17 protein-coding genes are annotated in these 18,859 nt (G+C 68.3%); 10 read left to right on the forward strand and 7 right to left on the reverse strand.

The genetic code is table 11. The features are described from left to right. Positions 1-93: 93 nt before the first annotated feature. The 9 genes from rapZ (at position 94) to AC1DGE_RS00790 (ending at position 8,062) form a co-directional block, all read left to right on the forward strand. On the forward strand, positions 94-1,017 hold the full coding sequence (rapZ, locus tag AC1DGE_RS00750) for an RNase adapter RapZ (RefSeq protein ID WP_175323310.1): 924 nt from the start codon (positions 94-96) through the stop codon (positions 1,015-1,017). Then, positions 1,017-2,036: a gluconeogenesis factor YvcK family protein gene (locus AC1DGE_RS00755; protein ID WP_476892588.1), complete on the forward strand. Its 1,020-nt coding sequence runs from the start codon at positions 1,017-1,019 to the stop codon at positions 2,034-2,036. The genes rapZ and AC1DGE_RS00755 overlap by 1 nt, the downstream gene beginning before the upstream one ends. 10 nt (positions 2,037-2,046) lie before the next feature. Continuing rightward, complete coding sequence (gene whiA, locus AC1DGE_RS00760; protein ID WP_066438143.1) at positions 2,047-3,027, forward strand: DNA-binding protein WhiA; 981 nt, start codon at positions 2,047-2,049, stop codon at positions 3,025-3,027. A 175-nt stretch (positions 3,028-3,202) separates the two neighbouring features. Further along, positions 3,203-3,826, forward strand: coding sequence for a superoxide dismutase (locus AC1DGE_RS00765; protein ID WP_175323312.1), 624 nt, complete (start codon positions 3,203-3,205; stop codon positions 3,824-3,826). 276 nt (positions 3,827-4,102) lie between these two features. After that, positions 4,103-5,113 carry a type I glyceraldehyde-3-phosphate dehydrogenase gene (gene gap, locus AC1DGE_RS00770; protein WP_441418683.1) on the forward strand — a complete coding sequence of 337 codons (1,011 nt, stop codon included), beginning with the start codon at positions 4,103-4,105 and terminating at the stop codon, positions 5,111-5,113. Positions 5,114-5,123: 10 nt separating this feature from the next. Next, positions 5,124-6,350 (forward strand): phosphoglycerate kinase, encoded by a 1,227-nt coding sequence (locus AC1DGE_RS00775; protein WP_476916703.1) that lies wholly within the window; start codon positions 5,124-5,126, stop codon positions 6,348-6,350. A gap of 82 nt (positions 6,351-6,432) precedes the next feature. Continuing rightward, entirely contained in the window at positions 6,433-7,248 is an 816-nt protein-coding gene (gene tpiA / locus AC1DGE_RS00780; protein WP_441418685.1) for a triose-phosphate isomerase, read from the forward strand. A gap of 49 nt (positions 7,249-7,297) precedes the next feature. Beyond that, positions 7,298-7,555 carry a preprotein translocase subunit SecG gene (secG, locus tag AC1DGE_RS00785; protein WP_175323316.1) on the forward strand — a complete coding sequence of 86 codons (258 nt, stop codon included), beginning with the start codon at positions 7,298-7,300 and terminating at the stop codon, positions 7,553-7,555. Positions 7,556-7,669: 114 nt separating this feature from the next. Further along, a complete protein-coding gene (locus tag AC1DGE_RS00790; RefSeq protein ID WP_476916704.1) occupies positions 7,670-8,062 on the forward strand; it encodes an RNA polymerase-binding protein RbpA in 393 nt (130 codons plus the stop codon). Here the strand turns inward: AC1DGE_RS00790 and pgl are convergent. The 6 genes from pgl to tkt form a co-directional block, all read right to left on the reverse strand. Next, the gene (gene pgl / locus AC1DGE_RS00795; protein ID WP_476916705.1) at positions 8,015-8,833 is read right to left on the reverse strand and encodes a 6-phosphogluconolactonase; all 819 of its coding nucleotides are present in this window, start codon (positions 8,831-8,833) and stop codon (positions 8,015-8,017) included. The two genes, AC1DGE_RS00790 and pgl, sit on opposite strands and share 48 nt — an antisense overlap. Continuing rightward, positions 8,823-9,764 carry a glucose-6-phosphate dehydrogenase assembly protein OpcA gene (locus AC1DGE_RS00800; protein WP_476916706.1) on the reverse strand — a complete coding sequence of 314 codons (942 nt, stop codon included), beginning with the start codon at positions 9,762-9,764 and terminating at the stop codon, positions 8,823-8,825. The genes pgl and AC1DGE_RS00800 overlap by 11 nt, the downstream gene beginning before the upstream one ends. Further along, a complete protein-coding gene (gene zwf / locus AC1DGE_RS00805) occupies positions 9,761-11,323 on the reverse strand; it encodes a glucose-6-phosphate dehydrogenase (protein WP_441418689.1) in 1,563 nt (520 codons plus the stop codon). The genes AC1DGE_RS00800 and zwf overlap by 4 nt, the downstream gene beginning before the upstream one ends. Before the next feature lie 15 nt (positions 11,324-11,338). Next, on the reverse strand, positions 11,339-12,988 hold the full coding sequence (locus AC1DGE_RS00810; protein ID WP_476916707.1) for a glucose-6-phosphate isomerase: 1,650 nt from the start codon (positions 12,986-12,988) through the stop codon (positions 11,339-11,341). 6 nt (positions 12,989-12,994) lie between these two features. Continuing rightward, positions 12,995-14,125, reverse strand: a complete 1,131-nt coding sequence (gene tal, locus AC1DGE_RS00815; protein ID WP_441418691.1) for a transaldolase — start codon at positions 14,123-14,125, stop codon at positions 12,995-12,997. Positions 14,126-14,193: 68 nt separating this feature from the next. Continuing rightward, positions 14,194-16,311 (reverse strand): transketolase, encoded by a 2,118-nt coding sequence (gene tkt / locus AC1DGE_RS00820; protein WP_476916708.1) that lies wholly within the window; start codon positions 16,309-16,311, stop codon positions 14,194-14,196. A 518-nt stretch (positions 16,312-16,829) separates the two neighbouring features. Here tkt and AC1DGE_RS00825 point away from each other — a divergent pair. Further along, complete coding sequence (locus tag AC1DGE_RS00825) at positions 16,830-17,792, forward strand: heme o synthase (RefSeq protein WP_175323323.1); 963 nt, start codon at positions 16,830-16,832, stop codon at positions 17,790-17,792. 117 nt (positions 17,793-17,909) lie between these two features. Here AC1DGE_RS00825 and AC1DGE_RS00830 read toward each other — a convergent pair whose 3' ends face one another. Beyond that, a complete protein-coding gene (locus AC1DGE_RS00830; RefSeq protein ID WP_441418692.1) occupies positions 17,910-18,854 on the reverse strand; it encodes a COX15/CtaA family protein in 945 nt (314 codons plus the stop codon). Positions 18,855-18,859: the final 5 nt, after the last annotated feature.

Raw genomic sequence — 18,859 nt, forward strand, 5'->3', positions numbered from 1 at the left:
GGTAAGGAGCTGAGGTACGGCGCACGGCGGGCAGGCAACTGCCGCGTGCGCCGGCCTCACGGCAGAGCAGACAGCAGAGATGGGGCACGACTGATGACAGAGTCAACGGCAGGATCCGGCATGGAGGCGGACGGGTTGACCCCCGTCAAGCCGATCGAGGCGGAACTGCTCGTGGTGACCGGGATGTCAGGGGCCGGTCGGAGCACCGCCTCGGACGCCCTCGAGGACCACGGCTGGTACGTGGTGGACAACCTGCCGCCCCAGATGCTCGGCACGCTCGCCGAGCTGGTCTCCCACGCCCCGGGCTCCATCTCCAAACTCGCCGTCGTCGTCGACGTCCGCAGCAAGGACCTCTTCGCGGACATCCGCGCCGCGCTGCGCAACCTCGAAGCCAGCGGCGTCACCTTCCGGGTGCTGTTCCTCGACGCCAGCGACGACGTCCTGGTCCGGCGCTTCGAACAGGGCCGGCGGCCGCACCCGCTGCAGGGCGGCGGCCGGATCCTCGACGGCATCGCCGCGGAACGCGAGCTGCTGCATGAGCTGCGCGAATCCTCGGACATTGTGCTGGACACCTCGACACTCAACGTCCACGGCCTCGCGACCGCCATCACCGAACTGTTCAGCGAAACCGGTCCGGTGGCGCTGCGCCTGAACGTCATGAGCTTCGGCTTCAAGTACGGGCTGCCGGTGGACGCCAACTTCGTCGCCGACGCCCGCTTCATCCCCAACCCGCACTGGGTTCCGCAACTGCGCCCGCACACCGGGCTCGACAAGGACGTCAGCGACTACGTGCTCGAGGCGGAGGGCGTCAACAACTTCGTGGAGCGCTACGTGCTGGCCCTCGAACCAGTCCTGGACGGCTACCGGCGCGAAAACAAGCACTACGCGACCATCGCCGTCGGCTGCACCGGCGGCAAGCACCGTTCCGTCGCCGTGGCGGTTGAACTCTCGCGGCGGCTTGCCCAGTACCCGCGTGTCACGGTCACCACTACGCACCGGGATCTGGGCCGCGAGTAATGGCGCTCCTGACCGGGCCGCTGCCCCTGGTGCCGGCCGCCAGTGCGGCCTCCGCCGGCCAGCAGGACAAAGGCCCCTCCGTGGTCGCCCTCGGCGGCGGCCACGGCCTTTCCGCTTCACTTTCCGCCCTGCGGTTGCTCACCTCGGAACTGACCGCGATCGTAACGGTCGCCGACGACGGCGGTTCCTCCGGCCGGTTGCGTGACGAGTACGGCGTCCTGCCGCCCGGTGACCTGCGGATGGCCCTGTCCGCACTCTGCGACGACACCGACTGGGGCCGGACCTGGCGCGATGTCATGCAGCACCGGTTCAAACCCGGCAAGGGCCGCGGCGGTTCGCTCGACGAACACGCGATGGGCAACCTGCTGATCGTCACCCTCTGGGAACTGCTCGGGGATGCCGTCGTCGGGCTGCAATGGGCCGGGGCGCTGCTCGGCGCCCGGGGCCAGGTCCTGCCGATGTCCACCACCCCGCTCACCATCGAAGGCGAGGTGCGGGTGGGGAAGCCCGACGGCACGTCGGGGCTGCAGACCGTCCGCGGACAGGCCAAGTGCGCCGTCGCGGGTTCGCTGGAAGCCGTCCGGCTGCTGCCCGAGTCGGCCCCGGCCTGCGTCGAGGCGCTGACCGCGATCGAACTCGCCGACTGGGTGGTCCTGGGCCCCGGCTCCTGGTACACCTCGGTGCTGCCGCACCTGCTGCTGCCGGAGATGCGCGATGCGCTGTGCAAGACCGAGGCGCGGCGCTGCCTCACGATGAACCTCGCCACGGACACCAAGGAGACCCTCGGAATGTCCGCAGCGGACCACCTGCGCGTGCTGCGCGACTACGCACCGGACTTCAGTGTCGACGTCGTGCTGGCGGACCCCGCGTCGGTGCCGGACCTCCCGGAGTTCGAGCGGGCGGCCGGGATGCTCGGAGCAGAGGTGGTCTTGGGTAAAGTAGGGGCGTCGAGCCGCCGGCCGATCCACGACCCGCTGCGCCTGGCAACGGCGTACCACGACATTTTCGGGAACAGGTAGGAAAGGTGCCATGGCACTGACAGCATCAGTCAAGGAAGAACTTTCCCGGCTGGACATCAAGAAGTCCTCGGTCCGCAAGGCTGAAGTGTCCGCCATGCTCCGCTTCGCCGGGGGCCTGCACATCATCTCCGGCCGGATTGTGATTGAGGCCGAGGTGGACTTGGCCTCGACCGCCCGCCGGCTCCGTGCCGCGATTGCCGAGGTTTACGGGCACCAGAGCGAAATCATCGTCGTCTCCGGCGGCGGCCTGCGCCGCGGCAGCCGCTACGTGGTGCGGGTGGTGCGCGACGGCGAGGCCCTCGCCCGCCAGACCGGCCTGCTGGATGCCCGCGGCCGGCCCGTCCGCGGCCTGCCCTCCGTGGTGGTGAACGGCTCCGCCGCCGACGCCGAGGCGGTCTGGCGCGGCGCGTTCCTGGCCCACGGCTCGCTCACCGAGCCCGGCCGCTCCTCCGCCATGGAGGTCACCTGCCCCGGGCCGGAATCGGCCCTCGCCCTCGTTGGCGCCGCCCGCCGGCTCGGCATCCAGGCCAAGGCACGGGAGGTCAGGGGAGTGGACCGCGTCGTGATCCGCGACGGCGACACCATCGCGGCGCTGCTGACCCGGATGGGCGCCCACGACGCGCTGATGGTCTGGGAGGAGCGGCGGATGCGCAAGGAAGTCCGCGCCACCGCCAACCGGCTGGCCAACTTCGACGACGCCAACCTGCGCCGCTCGGCGCAGGCGGCCGTCGCCGCGGGGGCCCGCGTGGACCGGGCACTGGAGATCCTCGGCGACGACGTCCCGGACCACCTGAAATACGCCGGCGAACTGCGTGTGGCCCACAAGCAGGCCAGCCTGGACGAACTGGGCCGGCTCGCCGACCCGGTGATGACGAAGGACGCCATCGCCGGCCGGATCCGACGGCTCCTGGCGATGGCGGACAAACGGGCGCAGGACCTGGGCATTCCCGGCACCGAGGCGAACGTGACGCCGGAAATGCTCGACGAGTAGCCACTGCGGGGATTCAGCGACAGAATCGGATCCGACGGCCGGGAATACCTCAGCAGGACCGGAGGCTATGCCCACTGGATCCACATCCATAGACTTCCGGGTGTCCAACCATCCGGATGCACAATCCGAGAGTTAGCAAAACCGGACGAACACGTCCACGACATTGGAGGATTTTGTGACCGAGTACGTACTGCCCGAACTTGACTACGATTACGCCGCGCTGGAGCCCCACATCTCTGCGAAGATCATGGAGCTGCACCACAGCAAGCACCACGCCACCTACGTGGCCGGCGCCAACAACGCGCTGGCCCAGCTGGCCGAGGCACGCGAAAAGGGCGACTTCGCCAACATCAACCGCCTCTCCAAGGACCTCGCGTTCCACACCGGCGGCCACATCAACCACTCCGTGTTCTGGAAGAACCTTTCCCCGGACGGCGGCGACAAGCCCGAGGGCGAGCTCGCGGCCGCGATTGACGACGCCTTCGGCTCCTTCGACGCCTTCCGCGCCCAGTTCAGCGCCGCGGCGCTGGGCCTGCAGGGCTCCGGCTGGGGCTTCCTCGCCTACGAGCCGATCGGCGGCAACCTTGTCATCGAGCAGCTCTACGACCAGCAGGGCAACGTCGCGCTGGGCACCACGCCGCTGCTGATGCTGGACATGTGGGAGCACGCCTTCTACCTGGACTACGTCAACGTCAAGGCCGACTACGTCAAGGCCTTCTGGAACATCGTGAACTGGGCCGACGTCGCCAAGCGTTTCGACGCCGCCCGGAAGAACGCCACCGGCCTGATCACCCTCTAGGACAGTGCAAACCGGCGCTTAGCCGAAACCAGGCTGTAACAAAGCTCACATTTCGAGCCGTTCGGCCCGAAACGTGGACTGCCCGCCCCCGCACTTGCGGGGGCGGGTCCACTTAAACGTAAGATGGATCACGGAAGGCGGTTAGCCTTCAGCAACGTGGCTGGTCGCCCTCCGATCTGGTAATCATCTCTGCCCAATGGCGTGCGGGATCTGTTAGTTGGCTTGAACGCCTACTCAACTAATCGTGCTTGATAGAGCACCAAGGAGACTGAAAACGTGACGACACGTATTGGTATCAACGGCTTCGGCCGCATCGGCCGCAACTACTTCCGCGCCGCCCTGGCCCAGGGAGCAGACCTCGAGATCGTTGCAGTCAACGACCTCACCAGCCCGGAAGCCCTCGCACACCTCTTCAAGTACGACTCCGTCGGCGGCCGCCTGGCCGAAACCATCGAGGTCAAGGACGGCAACATCGTCGTCGACGGCAAGACCGTGAAGGTCCTTGCCGAGCGTGACCCGGCCAAGCTCCCCTGGGGCGAGCTGGGCGTGGACATCGTGATCGAGTCCACCGGCTTCTTCACCAAGGCCGCCGATGCGCAGAAGCACATCGACGCCGGCGCCAAGAAGGTCCTGATCTCCGCCCCCGCCTCGGACGAGGACATCACGATCGTGATGGGCGTGAACGACGGCCTCTACGACCCCGCCGCGCACAACATCATCTCCAACGCCTCCTGCACCACCAACTGCCTCGGCCCGCTGGCCAAGGTCATCAACGACTCCTTCGGCATCGAGCGCGGCCTGATGACCACCATCCACGCCTACACCGCTGACCAGAACCTGCAGGACGGCCCGCACAAGGACCTCCGCCGCGCCCGCGCCGCCGCCATCAACATGGTTCCCACCTCCACCGGCGCAGCCAAGGCGATCGGCCTGGTGCTGCCGGAGCTCAAGGGCAAGCTGGACGGCTACGCCATCCGCGTCCCGGTCCCCACCGGCTCCGCCACCGACCTCACCGTGACCGTCTCCCGCGAGACCACCGTCGAGGAAGTCAACGCCGCACTCAAGGCCGCGTCCGAGACCGAAGAGCTCAAGGGCCTGCTGACCTACACCGATGAGCCGATCGTCTCCTCGGACATCGTCGGGGACCCGGCGTCGTCCATCTTCGACTCCGGCCTGACCAAGGTGATCGGCAACCAGGTCAAGGTTGTTTCCTGGTATGACAACGAGTGGGGCTACTCCAACCGCCTCGTCGACCTTACGGAGCTCGTCGCGTCGAAGCTGGGCTAGGGTAAGACCCATGACATTCCACACCCTCGACGAACTGATCGCTGATGGTGTCCGCGGGCGGTACGTTCTGGTCAGAAGTGACCTGAACGTGCCGCTCGACGGCTCTGCAGTCACTGACGACGGCCGGATCAAGGCCTCCCTGCCAGTGCTGTCGAAGCTAACGGACGCCGGTGCCCGCGTGCTGGTCACGGCACACCTCGGCCGCCCCAAGGGCGCCCCGGAGGAGAAGTACTCGCTCAAGCCCGCCGTGGCGCGCCTGGCAGAGCTGGCGTCCTTCAAGGTCTCGCTCGCTGACGACACGGTCGGTGAATCCGCCAAGGCGGCCGCCGCCGCACTGCAGGACGGCGAAGCCCTCGTGCTCGAAAACGTCCGCTTCGACGCCCGCGAGACGTCCAAGGACGACGCCGAACGCGGCGCCTTCGCGGACGAGCTGGTCGCCCTCACCGGTGACAACGGCGCCTTCGTTGACGATGCCTTCGGTGCCGTGCACCGCAAGCACGCCAGCGTGTACGACGTCGCCACCCGGCTGCCGTCCTACCAGGGCGACCTGGTCCGCACCGAGGTGGAGGTGCTGCGCAAGCTGACCACCGACACCCAGCGGCCCTACGTCGTCGTGCTGGGCGGTTCGAAGGTCTCGGACAAGCTCGCCGTGATTGCCAACCTGATCGGCAAGGCGGACACCATCCTGGTGGGCGGCGGCATGCTGTTCACCTTCCTTGCCGCCGCCGGCCACAAGGTCGCCGGCAGCCTGCTCGAAGAGGACCAGATCCCGGTCGTCCAGGATTACCTCAAGCGCGCCGCCGACGCCGGCACCGAGTTCGTTGTCCCCACCGACGTCGTGGTGGCCAGCAAGTTCGCCGCCGACGCCGACCACGAAACGGTGTCAGCCGACGCCATCGAGTCCAGCAGCTTTGGCGCCTCCGGCATCGGCCTGGACATCGGCCCGGATTCGGCAGCCGCCTTCGCAGAGCGGATCAACGGAGCCAAGACGGTCTTCTGGAACGGGCCCATGGGCGTCTTCGAGTTCCCGGCCTTCGCCGGCGGCACGCGGGCCGTTGCCAAGGCCCTCACGGAAACCGCGGCATTTACAGTCGTGGGCGGCGGGGACTCCRCCGCCGCGGTGCGGACCCTGGGCTTCGCCGATGACCAGTTCGGGCACATCTCGACCGGCGGCGGCGCGAGCCTGGAATACCTTGAAGGCAAGGAACTTCCCGGCCTGAGCGTGCTGGACCGCTAGAACCTCCAGCCGGCAGGGTGCCCGGCCCGCAAGGCGGGCACCCTGCCGGCTCTTTCACTGCTACGAATCTTTTGGAGATCACGTGACAACGTCAACCCACGGCAAGTTCGACCGCAAGCCCTTCATCGCGGGCAACTGGAAGATGAACATGGACCACGTCCAGGGCATCACCCTCCTGCAGAAGCTGGCCTGGACCCTGTCCGACGCCAAACACGACTACAGCCGGGTGGAGGTCGCCGTGTTCCCGCCGTTCACCGATCTCCGCGGCGTGCAGACCCTCGTCCAGGGCGACGAGCTGGACGTCGTCTACGGCGGCCAGGACCTCTCGCAGTTCGACTCCGGCGCCTACACCGGGGACATTTCCGGACAGTTCCTCGCGAAGCTCGGCTGCCGCTACGTCCTGGTGGGCCACAGCGAACGCCGCACCATTCACAACGAGTCCGACGAGGTCCTCAACGCCAAGACCAAGGCGGCCTTCCGCCACGGCATGACCCCCGTGCTGTGCGTCGGCGAGGGGCTCGAAGTCCGCCAGGCCGGCACGCACGTGGACCACACGCTTGCCCAGCTGCGGGCCGGCGTCGAAGGCCTCACCGCGGAGCAGGCGGCCGAACTGGTGGTCGCGTACGAGCCCGTCTGGGCCATCGGCACCGGCGAAGTCGCCGGGCCGCAGGATGCCCAGGAGATGTGCGCCGCGATCCGCGCCGAACTCGCCACCCTCTTCGACGCCTCGGTCGCCGCCAAGACGCGCCTGCTCTACGGCGGCTCGGTGAAGGCAAATAACGCCGCCTCGATCCTCAAGGAACGCGACGTGGACGGATTGCTGGTCGGCGGTGCCAGCCTGGACGCCGCCGAGTTTGCTAATATTGTCAGGTTCGAGAGTCACCTGCTGACGGATTAGTCCGGACACAGCTTTGGCCCCCGCAATCCCCATCTTCTGAAAGGCCGTCGTGGACGTTCTTCATGTCATTCTCCAGGTGCTGCTGGGCATCACCAGCCTCCTGCTGACCTTGCTCATCCTGCTTCACAAGGGGCGCGGCGGCGGTCTGTCCGACATGTTCGGCGGCGGCATGAGTTCCGGGCTCAGCTCCTCGGGCGTAGCCGAGCGGAACCTCAACCGCTTCACGGTCATCCTCGGAGTCACCTGGGGCGTCGTCATCATCGCCCTCGGCCTGCTGATGCGCTTCAGCACCGGCGCCGACTCCTAGTACCCCCGTTTTCTAAAACTTCATATGGGCCTTGCGGCCCTCCCCGCGTCGGGAACTCCGAACTACACTGTCGCTGGCAAGCCAATCCACCAGCCGAGTAGCCAGGAGTTCCCGATGCTGCATTCTGCTTCCGGATTCAGGGGCATCCGCGTAGGTGCCATCGCCGGAGCCCCGGCCCGCCATGAGCCCCTCGACGGGGGCGCGGCGCAACCCCGGATCTGCGTCACCTACCGGTGCGCGAAAGGCCACGAGACAGCCCTCGTGTTCGCCAAGCTCCCTGAGGAGCAAATCCCCGGGGTGTGGGACTGCCGCCGCTGCGGCGGAGCAGCCACCCGGGACGAGTCCCGCTTCGCGCTGGAGGACGAACCCGTCGAGGGTTTCAAGAGCCACCTCGAATACGTTAAAGAAAGGCGCTCCAGCCAGGACGCCGAAGACGTGCTGGCTGGAGCGCTTGAACGGCTACGCGCCCGACGCGCCCTTCCGGACGAGCTGCTCGGGGACGCGTGAGGCTGCGTCCTCGTCGATCAGCCACAGCGTCTGGAACCGGCCACGGGGCCCTGCCGCCGGCACCTGCACCGGGTTGGCTCCGGCCAGGGCCAAGCCCACGGCGCCGGCCTTGTCATCGCCGGCCACCACCATCCACACCTCGTTCGCGGTGTTGATCGTCGGCAGCGTGAGGGAGAGCCGGGCCGGCGGCGGCTTGGGGGAGTTGCGGACCCCGACGACGGTCAACTCCTTCTCCCGGATGCCGGCCTGCTCCGGGAACAAGGACGCCACGTGCGCGTCCGGGCCGACGCCCAGCAGCACGATGTCCAGCCGCGGCAAGGCGCCGGGCTCCTCCGGACGGTCATCGGACATATCGGCGGCGTGCTCGGCCGCGGCCGCCTCGGCAAGCCGCCGCGCGTAGTCCGCCGCTGCTTCTTCGGGGGTTCCGAAGTCGTCCGTCGAGCCCGGGACATGGACGCGCGAGGGGTCCACGTTGATGTGCGAGAGCAGTGCCTCGTGCGCCTGGCGGGCGTTGCGGTCGGCGTCGTCCGAGCCGACGAAGCGTTCGTCGCCCCACCAGAAGTTGACCTTGGACCAGTCCACCGCCGGTGCGGCCGGCGACTCGGCGACCGCCTTGAGCGAGCCGATCCCCATCGTGCCGCCGGTAAGCACCACCGTTGCCTCGCCGTGCTTGTCCTGGATGTCCACAAGCTTGGTGATCAGGCGTGCCGCGATCGCCGCCATCAGGACGGTCGAGTCAGGATGGATGCTTACTCTGGGGTCAGCGCTCACTGGGACGGACACTCCTTAGGTTGGTACGTGGCAGTCCAATAGTAATCACTTCACCGAAGACTTCGTCCGGGTCCAGGCGCCGGAGCTCCTCAGCCAGGCAGTCCTTGAGGCTGCGGCGCGGCAAGGAGATGCGCTGGGCAGGCTGGCCCGGCTGGGTCAATTCCGCCACGGTGAGTCCGGGCCGGAACAGCTGCACGTCGCCGCCGGTGCGGGTCAGCCGCACGCGCCGGATCCCGGTGCCGGCCGGATCGGCGACGATGGTCACCGGGGCGTCCAGCGCCAGCGTGAGCCATGCCGCGAGCAGCAGGGTGCTGGGGGAGTCCGAGGCGCCTTCGACAGCGACGGCGGTGACCGGCGRGGAGTCCACTTGGTCCAGGACTGCCGCCAGCTGGATCCGCCAGTTGGTCAGGCGGGTCCAGGCCAGGTCGGTGTCGCCGGCCTTGTAGGTGCTGCGGAGATTGTCCAGCGCCGCCAGCGGGTCCGGCTCATTTGCGGAGTCGGTGATGCGGCGGTGCGCGATCCGGCCGATCGACGTCTCGCAGGCATTCCGGGGCGCACCGTGCGGCCACCAGGCCACGATCGGGGCATCCGGAAGGAGCAGCGCGGCCACGAGGGATTCGCTTTCCTCCGCGAGTTCGCCGTAGCCGCGGAGCAGGATGACCTCGGAGGCGCCGGCGTCGCCGCCCACCCGGATCTGCGCGTCCAGCCGGGTGGGCGCCGAGGCGCCGGCGTCGGCGAGGACGATGATCCGGCAGGGGTGTTCCCGGCTGGCTTCGTTGGCGGCCTCGATGGCTTCCTCTTCGAGGCCGGACTTGGTCACCACCACGAGGGTCAGCACGCGGCCCAGGGCGATCACGCCGCCCTGTTCGCGCAGCGCCATGATCTTCTTGGAGATCTTGGAGGTTGTTGTGTCGGGAAGATCTACGATCATGGCCTTCTCCAGGTCCGTCCGTCGCGGGCGAGCAGTTCATCGGCGGAGGCGGGACCCCAGCTTCCGGGGGCGTAGGGCTCCGGCTGTTCGTTCAGGCTGGCCCAGTAGTCCTCGAACGGGTCCAGGATCTTCCAGGACAGCTCCACCTCCTGGTGCCGCGGGAACAGCGGCGGCTCGCCAAGGAGCACGTCCAGGATGAGCCGTTCGTAGGCTTCGGGACTGGACTCGGTGAAGGAATGGCCGTAGCCGAAGTCCATCGTGACATCGCGGACTTCCATCTGGGTGCCGGGGACCTTGGAGCCAAAGCGGATAGTGGCGCCCTCATCGGGCTGCACCCGGATGACGACGGCGTTCTGGCCGAAGTCGTCCTCGCCGTGGTCACGGAAGAGCAGGTTGGGCGCGCGCTTGAACACGACGGCGATCTCCGTCACCCGCCGCCCCAGCCGCTTGCCGGCCCTCAGGTAGAACGGCACGCCGCTCCAGCGCCGGGTGTTGATGTCCACCCGGATCGCGGCGAACGTCTCGGTCGTGGAGTCGGCGGGGATGCCTTCCTCCTCCAAGTAGCCCTGGACCTGCTCACCGCCCTGCCAGCCGCCGGCGAACTGTCCGCGCGCCGAGTGCGTGGAGAGGTCCTCCGGCAGCCGGACCGCGGCCAGGACCTTTTCCTTCTCGGCGCGGAGGTCGTCCGCGTTGAAGGAGATCGGTTCCTCCATGGCGGTCAGGGCAAGCAGCTGCAGCAGGTGGTTCTGGATAACGTCGCGGGCAGCGCCCACGCCGTCGTAATACCCGGCGCGGCCGCCCGTGCCGATGTCCTCCGCCATGGTGATCTGGACGTGGTCCACGTAGTTGGCGTTCCACAACGGTTCGAACAGCTGGTTGGCGAAGCGCAGGGCCAGGATGTTCTGGACCGTCTCTTTGCCGAGGTAGTGGTCGATCCGGAAGACCGCATCGGGCGGGAACACCGATTCCACGATGTCGTTGAGCTGCCGGGCCGACTCGAGGTCGTGCCCGAACGGCTTCTCGATCACGACGCGGCGCCACTTGTCGCCCTCGGCCTGGGCGAGGCCGTGCTTGGAGAGCTGCCGGCAAACGAGTTCGAAGGCCTTCGGCGGGATGGAGAGGTAGAAGGCGTGGTTGCCGCGGGTGCCACGCTGCTCGTCGAGTTCGTCGATGGTTTCGCTAAGCCGCTCGAAGGCGTCGTCATCGTCGAACTCGCCCTGCACGAAGCGGATGCCCTCGGAGAGCTGCTTCCACACCGTTTCGTCGAAGGGTGTGCGGGCGTAGTTTTTGACCGATTCCTTCACCTCGGCGGCGAAGTCCTCGTTCTCCCACTGCCGCCGGGCAAACCCGACGAGGGCGAAGCTCGGGGGCAGGAGCCCGCGGTTGGCGAGGTCGTAGACGGCCGGCATGAGTTTCTTGCGGGCGAGGTCACCGGTAACGCCGAAGAGAACCAGGGAGGAGGGGCCGGCGATGCGGTTCAGCCGGCGGTCCCGCGGGTCCCGGAGCGGATTGCGCCCCCGGCCCGCGGACTTAGGGCTGCCGTTTTGCGAGAGTGGCATGGTTGCTGTGGTGCCTTAGCTTTCGGTGGAGGACGCTGGGCGGCCAGCAAATGAAGTGCCGGCCAGCGAGGAGACAAGCTGCTGCAACTGGCGGACGCCGGAGGCACGGTCCGTGAGGTGGAGCCGGAGCACGGGCCGGCCGTGTTCGCTGAGGACCTGCGCATCGCCGGCGGCCTGGGCGGAGATCAGCTCTCCAAAGCTGAACGGGCGTTCCGGGATGGCCAGGTCCGTCGCGGAGGCCGCGGTGACCTGCAGGAACACGCCGATCGCCGGGCCGCCCTTGTGGAACTGCCCGGTGGAGTGCAGGAACCTCGGTCCCCAGCCGAAGGTGACGGGGCGGCCGCTGAGGGCGGCCAGTTCGTCCCGGATGCCTTCGAGTGGTGCGTAGTTGAGCCGGTCGAAGTAGGCCTGGACGCTGAGGTAGCCGTCCGCACCGAGCTGGCCCAACAACGCGCTGACCGCTTCGGCCGCGGTGCCGGCGTCGCCCAGCCAGGTGCCGCCGCGGACCTCGATCGCGCCGTCGGTGAAGTTGGCCGGCGTCGGTTCGGGCTGCGCATCCAGCAGGCCGCGTGCTGCGACCTTGGCGGCCTCGACGTCGGGCTGGTCGAAGGGGTTGATGCCCAGCAGCCGTCCCGCGACGGCGGTGGCGAACTCCCACGTCATCATCTGCGCGGCGAGGCCGCCGGCGATGGCCGACTCGTTGTCGCCCAGTTCGACGTCGGCGTCGGCTGCCACCAGCCGGATCACCAGCACGTCCGCGGCGCCGCCCGTGACCTCCGGCGAGTCCGGACCGGCGACGACCGGCAACACGCCGGTGCCGAGCTTGCCGGTGGACTCGGCGATGAGCTGTTCGGCCCAGTCGGCGAACCCTACGATCCCGGAGCCGTCCTCGGCGATCACGATCTTATCGCGCAGCGGGTTAGTGCCGCCCAGCGCGGCGCCGAGGGCGAGGCCGATGTTCTCCTCGCTGTCGTCATTGAGGATCTCGGCGGTCTCTTCGGCTTCGTCCAGGAAGGCCTGGATGTCCACGCCGGCCAGTCCGCACGGCACCAGCCCGAAGGCAGTCAGTGCCGAGTACCGGCCGCCGACGTTGGGGTCGGCGTTGAAGACGGCGCGGTAGCCGGCTTCGCGTGAGGCCTTGTCCAGCGGCGATCCCGGGTCCGTGACGATGACGATCCGGCTCTTCGCGTCGAGCCCGGCCTCGGTGAAGGCGTGCTCGAAGACGCGGCGCTGCGAGTCGGTCTCCAGCGTGGAGCCGGACTTCGAGGAGACCACGATGGCGGTCTGCTCGAGCCGGTCTGCCAGGGCGGCGCCAACCTGCTCGGGATCGGTGCTGTCCAGCACCGTCAGCTCGACGCCGGCGGTTCCGGCGATGACCTCGGGGGCCAGCGAGGAACCGCCCATGCCGCACAGGACAATCCGGGTCACGCCTTCGGCGCGGAGCGCGTCGCGGAGGGCCAGGATGTCCGCCACGAGCGGCTGGGAGACGGTGGCGGCCTCCACCCAGCCGAGCCGGACCGCGGCCTCGGCTTCGGCGTCGGGACCCCACAGGGTGGCGTCCTTGGCGAAGATCCGGGTGGCGACCCGGTCCTCCAGCAGGGCGGGCAGGTGCTGTTCATGCGCCTGGCGGGCGGCGCCCGTGGCGTCGTAGCTGAGAGTGGTCATGGGGGACTATGCGTCCTTCCGTGCAGCGGCGAGGGCGACCTCGACGTCGGCCAGCAGTTCCTTCCAGCTTGCCACAAACTTGTCGAGGCCTTCGGACTCGAGCACGGCGACGACTTCGTTGTAGGAAATGCCCAGGGCGTCGAGCGCGTTGAGGGTCGCGTTCGCGTCGTCGTAGCCGCGGGTGACCGTGTCGCCGGTGATGGCGCCGTGGTCGTAGGTGGCGTCGAGGGTCTTTTCCGGCATGGTGTTAACAACGCCGGGGGCGACGAGCTCGGTCACGTACAGGGTGTCCGGGTAGGCCGGGTCCTTGACGCCGGTCGAGGCCCACAGCGGGCGCTGCGGACGGGCGCCGGCTTCGGCGAGCAGGGCCCAGCGCTCGGTGGAGAAGAGCTCCTCGTAGACCTGGTAGGCCAGGCGGGCGTTGGCCAGGCCGGCCTTGCCCTTGAGGGCTTTGGCTTCGTCCGTGCCGATCGCGTCGAGGCGCTTGTCGATTTCGGAGTCCACGCGGGAGACGAAGAACGACGCGACGGAGTGAATCTTGGACAGGTCGTGGCCGTTTTCCTTGGCCTGTTCGAGCCCGCTCTGGAACGCGTTGATCACGGCGCGGTAGCGCTCGAGCGAGAAGATCAGGGTCACGTTGACGCTGATGCCGCTTGCCAGGGTGGCGGTGATGGCCTCGAGGCCTTCAATCGTGGCGGGGATCTTGATCAGGACGTTGTCCTTGTTGACCTGGCCGTAGAGTTCCTTGGCCTCGGTGATGGTGCCGGCGGTGTCCCAGGCGAGGCGCGGGTCCACCTCGATCGAGACGCGGCCGTCGACGCCGTTCGTCGCGGCGGCCACGGGGGCGAACAGATCGCAGGCGTCGGCGACGTCGGTGGTGGTGATCGCGAAGACGGTCTCCTCGACGCTGGCGCCGGCGGCTGCCATTTCCTTGATTTTGGCGTCGTAGTCGGTGCCGGTGGTGATGGCAGCGTGGAAGATGCTCGGGTTCGTGGTGACACCGACGACGTTCTTCTCTTCGATCAGCTTGCGCAGCGTGCCGGTGGCGAGGCGGCCGCGGGAGAGGTCATCGAGCCAGATGGAGACGCCGGCGTCGGAGAGCTGCTGCGTGGGGGTAGCGGTGGGGGTGGTGTTCATGTGTAACTCCTGAAGTCTGGGGCCGCCGCCGTTGGTGGGGCGGCGGCCCGGAAAGCGTGAAGTTGGGATCAGGCCGTGAGGCCGGCGAGGGATTCCTTGGCGGCGGCGGTCACGGCCTCGGCGGTGATGCCGAATTCCTGGAACAGGCGCTTGTAGTCGGCCGACGCGCCGAAGTGCTCGAGGCTGATGGAGCGGCCGGCGTCGCCGACGAACTCCTTCCAGCCCAGGGCGAGCCCGGCTTCGACGGAGACGCGTGCCTTGACGTTGGCGGGGAGCACTGCCTCGCGGTAGGCGGCGTCCTGCTTGTTGAACCATTCCACGCACGGCATGGAGACGACCCGGGTGGGGATGCCTTCGGCCTGCAGCGCCTCGCGGGCGGCCACGGCGAGCTGGACCTCGGAGCCGGTGCCGATCAGGATGACCTGCGCCTCGGTGCTCTGGCCGTTGGCGGACGCTTCGGCCAGCACGTAGCCGCCCTTGGCGACACCGGCCGTTGAGGCGAAGGTGTCTGCCTCGGCATCGGAAGTCCCGCGGGCATAGGTGGGGATGTTCTGCCGGGTCAGCACAATGCCGGCCGGGTTCTCATGGTTCTCGAGCATGACCTTCCAGGCCGCCGCGACCTCGTTCGCGTCGCCGGGGCGCACGACGTCCAGGCCCGGGATCGCCCGGAGCGAGGCGAGCTGTTCCACCGGCTGGTGGGTCGGGCCGTCCTCGCCGAGGCCGATCGAGTCGTGCGTCCAGACGTACAGGGACGGGACGCCCATCAGGGCGCCGAGCCGGATCGCCGGGCGCTGGTAGTCCGAGAAGATCAGGAACGTGCCGGAGAACGCCCGGGTCGCCCCGTGCAGGCTGATCCCGTTCACGATCGACGCCGCGGCGTGTTCGCGGATGCCGAAGTGCAGCACCCGGCCGTAGGGGTTGCCCTTCCATGCCTCGGTCTGCCGGGAGGCGGGGATGAACGAGGGGGAGCCCTCGATCGTGGTGTTGTTGGATTCGGCGAGGTCGGCGGAGCCGCCCCACAGCTCGGGCATGACCGGGCCGATCGCGTTCAGGACCTTGCCGGACGCGGCGCGGGTGGAGACGTCTTTGCCGGCTTCGAAGACCGGCAGGGCGGCATCGAGTTCGGCCGGAAGCTTCCGGGCTTCAACGCGCTCCAGCAGGACGGCCGCCTCGGGGTTGGCCGACTGCCAGGCCTCGAAGGACGCCAGCCACTCGGTCCGTGCCGCGGCGCCGCGGGACTGCGCCTCGCGGGTGTGGGCCAGGACCTCGTCGTCGACCTGGAAGCTGCGCTCCGGGTCGAAGCCGAGGACCTTCTTCAGGCCCGCGACTTCCTCGGCGCCGAGGGCCGAGCCGTGGATCTTGCCGGTGTTCTGCTTCTTCGGCGCCGGCCACCCGATGATGGTGCGCAGCGAGATGATGGAGGGTTTGCCCGTCTCGGCCTTCGCGGCGAGCAGGGCGGCGTGCAGCTCGGGCACGTCCTCCTTGTACTCTCCGGTCCGGGTCCAGTCGACCCGCTGGGTGTGCCAGCCGTAGGCCTCGTACCGGGCCAGGACGTCCTCGGTGAACGCGACGTCGGTGTCGTCCTCGATGCTGATGTGGTTCTCGTCGTAGATCACCACGAGATTGCCCAATTCCTGGTGGCCGGCGAGCGAGGAGGCCTCGGACGTGACGCCTTCCTGCAGGTCCCCGTCGGAAGCGATCACCCAGATGGTGTGGTCGAACGGGCTGGTGCCCTCGGCGGCGTCGGCGTCGAACAGCCCGCGCATCCGGCGCTGGGAGTAGGCGAAGCCGACGGCGGATGCCAGGCCCTGGCCGAGCGGGCCGGTGGTGATTTCCACGCCGGCGGTGTGCTTGTACTCCGGGTGTCCCGGGGTCAGCGATCCCCAGGTCCGCAGCGCCTCGAGGTCCTTCAGCTCCAGGCCGTAACCGGAGAGGAAGAGCTGGATGTAAAGCGTCAGGGACGTGTGGCCGGGGGACAGGACAAACCGGTCACGTCCCAGCCAGTCCGGGTTCGCCGGATCGTGGCGCATCAATTTCTGGAAGAGCAGGTAGGCGGCCGGGGCCAGGCTCATGGCCGTGCCGGGGTGGCCGTTGCCGACCTTCTCCACCGCATCCGCCGCGAGTACCCGGACGGTGTCCACGGCACGCTGGTCCAGATGAGTCCATGACAGTTCTTGCTCTTCCAAATGTGGCACGTAAACCGGGCCCCTCTCTGTGCTGACGGCCGGTGGTACGGGTTTTCCCTCTGGGAGCTTTCCCGCTGAGGGCATTCCGCCGGGGGCACAGTTCGGTGCCCGCTGCGGTTCGTACCAGCCGTTCACCATCGAAACGTTGATCTATCATTTAGTCGCATGCGCAGAGGCAGGGAGCGCCGTTGGGGGCAGCCGCCCGTGCGTGCTGATCTGTCAGACAGCTTAGCCCCATTCCACCTGCCGGGTAGCGTACATCTCACGAATTGGACCGGTTTTCGGCTTATATGAATCACCGCGTGCCGCCGCGGCGGTGAGGCTGCGTTAACCTGGCGGAATTCCAGCGGGTTTCCGGAGGACCCGGACGCGGGTGCCGCCACGGTATGATGGTGCGTGGCTACCAACGGGGGCGAGGACATGCCTGTGCGCTGCGCGTGGACCCCCTCCGAACGCAGTGCGCCGGATCTAGGACGTACTGCGGCGACCAGCCGGACTGAACAGCCAGACAGAACAGAGTGACTGCCACCGTGAGCACAACAGATACGCCGCTTAACGCCTCCCCGGCCCCGGGTCGAATCGGCTTCGGCCGCAAAGCCAAGGCCTACCTGGCGCTCACGAAACCCCGGGTGATCGAACTCCTGCTGGTCAGCACCCTGCCCACCATGATCTACGCCGAGCGCGGCTTCCCGTCCCTGGGCCTGATCCTGGCGACCCTCGTGGGCGGCGCCTTTGCTGCCGGCAGCGCGGGCTCCTTCAACTGCTACATCGACCGGGACATCGACAAGCTGATGCACCGGACGGAGAACCGGCCGCTGGTTACGGGCGAGGTCACGCCGCGGGAAGCGCTGGTGTTTTCCTGGCTCCTCGGCGCCGCCGCCATCGCCATCCTCTGGTTCGGTGCCAACCCGCTCTCGGCGTGGCTGGGCCTCGGCGCCATCGTGTTCTACGTCGTGATCTACACCATGATCCTGAAGCGCCGCACCGCGCAGAACATCGTCTGGGGCGGCGCCGCGGGCTGCTTCCCGGTGCTGATCGCTTGGGCCGCCGTGACCAACACGGTGGAATGGCCCGCCGTCGTGCTCTTTATGGTGATCTTCCTCTGGACGCCGCCGCACTACTGGCCGCTGTCCATGCGCTACGGCGAGGACTACCGCAACGCCAACGTGCCTATGCTTGGCGCGATCGCCGGCGCCAAGGTCGTCTCCGTGCAGGTGGTGCTCTACGCGTGGGCCATGGTGGCCTGCTCGCTGCTGCTGATCCCGGTCGGCGGGGCCGGCTGGGTCTACACCGTCACCGCCGTCGCCGCGGGGGCCTGGTTCCTGTACGAGTCGCACGCCCTCTACAACCGGGCACAGGGCGGCGACGTCTCCAACAAGGGCGCCATGAAGGTCTTCCACGGCTCGATCAGCTACCTCACCCTGCTTTTCATCGCCCTGGCTGTCGACCCGTTCATCGGGTCCGCCATCGTCGGCGGCTAAGCAGAAGTCTCCCGCAACAAACAACGCGCCGGTCACCTGCCGCCCGCTCCGGTCTTCCGGATGGGCGGCGGGTGACCGGCGCGTTTGTGGTTTAGGCGGCTGCTGCCGGAGTGGGTGCTACTTCAGCGGGCTGCTGCGCGCGATGTCGGCGGCGTTGGTGGACGCGCTCATCAGCAGGGCCGCGCCGAGCATGTGGGCGGCAACGAGCAGGGCCGGGATGCCGTTGTAGTACTGCGTGAAGCCAATGACCGCCTGCAGCACGGTGACGCCCAGGAGCAGGAACACCGCCGTGCGGAACGGGCCGGTGATGCGGCCGCGGAACACCAGGACGACGCCGAACAGGGCCCCCGCGGTGACGAGGTAGGCAGGGACCGCATGGATGTGCGAGAACAGGTCCCAGTCCAGGTTGTTGCGCGGCGCGTTCGCGTCGCCGGCGTGCGGGCCCGCACCGGTCACCACGACGCCGAGGCACACGGCTACGGCCGAGATCAGCGCGACGGCGGTCAGCACGGGGCGTGCGGCGCCCGGCAGCGCGGGGAGCTGGCTGGTGCGGAACTTGCCGGTCCTGCCGTAGGCCCGGTTGACCAGCAGGGTCGCGAGGACCACGAGTGCCATCGAGACCAGGAAGTGCAGGCCCACCACCCACGGATTCAGCTGGGTGAGGACGGTGATGCCGCCGATGACAGCCTGGGCCGGGATGCTGGCCAGCAGGCCGAGGGCCAGCAGGAAAAGGTCCCGGCGTTCCTTGCGCAGGTTCCACAGGTACACCAGCATCGCGACTGCGACGGCGGCCAGCGCGAACGTCAGGAGCCGGTTGCCGAACTCGATGATGCCGTGGATGCCCATCTCCGGGGTGTTCACGAGCGAACTGTCGGTACAGCGCGGCCAGGTGGGGCAGCCCAGGCCGGAAGCGGTGAGGCGGACGGCGCCGCCGGTCACCACCAGCACGGTCTGGCCGATCAGGGACAGCACGGCCAGCCGGCGGACGGTCTTGTCGACGGTGACGGGCAGCCGGGAGGAAATCCGGGACACGATCCGGGAAGGGCGGGATGCCGTACTCACAGTTT

This window comes from Arthrobacter sp. 05N425 (genome assembly GCF_056397125.1).

Bases quoted from the DNA above. Each gene is read 5' to 3' on its own strand.
- AC1DGE_RS00755 (WP_476892588.1), top strand. From the start codon at position 1,017: ATGGCGCTCCTGACCGGGCCGCTGCCCCTGGTGCCGGCCGCCAGTGCG.
- zwf (WP_441418689.1), bottom strand. From the start codon at position 11,323: ATGCCACTCTCGCAAAACGGCAGCCCTAAGTCCGCGGGCCGGGGGCGC.
- AC1DGE_RS00790 (WP_476916704.1), top strand. From the start codon at position 7,670: ATGCTGCATTCTGCTTCCGGATTCAGGGGCATCCGCGTAGGTGCCATC.
- whiA (WP_066438143.1), top strand. From the start codon at position 2,047: ATGGCACTGACAGCATCAGTCAAGGAAGAACTTTCCCGGCTGGACATC.
- tal (WP_441418691.1), bottom strand. From the start codon at position 14,125: ATGAACACCACCCCCACCGCTACCCCCACGCAGCAGCTCTCCGACGCC.
- rapZ (WP_175323310.1), top strand. From the start codon at position 94: ATGACAGAGTCAACGGCAGGATCCGGCATGGAGGCGGACGGGTTGACC.
- AC1DGE_RS00810 (WP_476916707.1), bottom strand. From the start codon at position 12,988: ATGACCACTCTCAGCTACGACGCCACGGGCGCCGCCCGCCAGGCGCAT.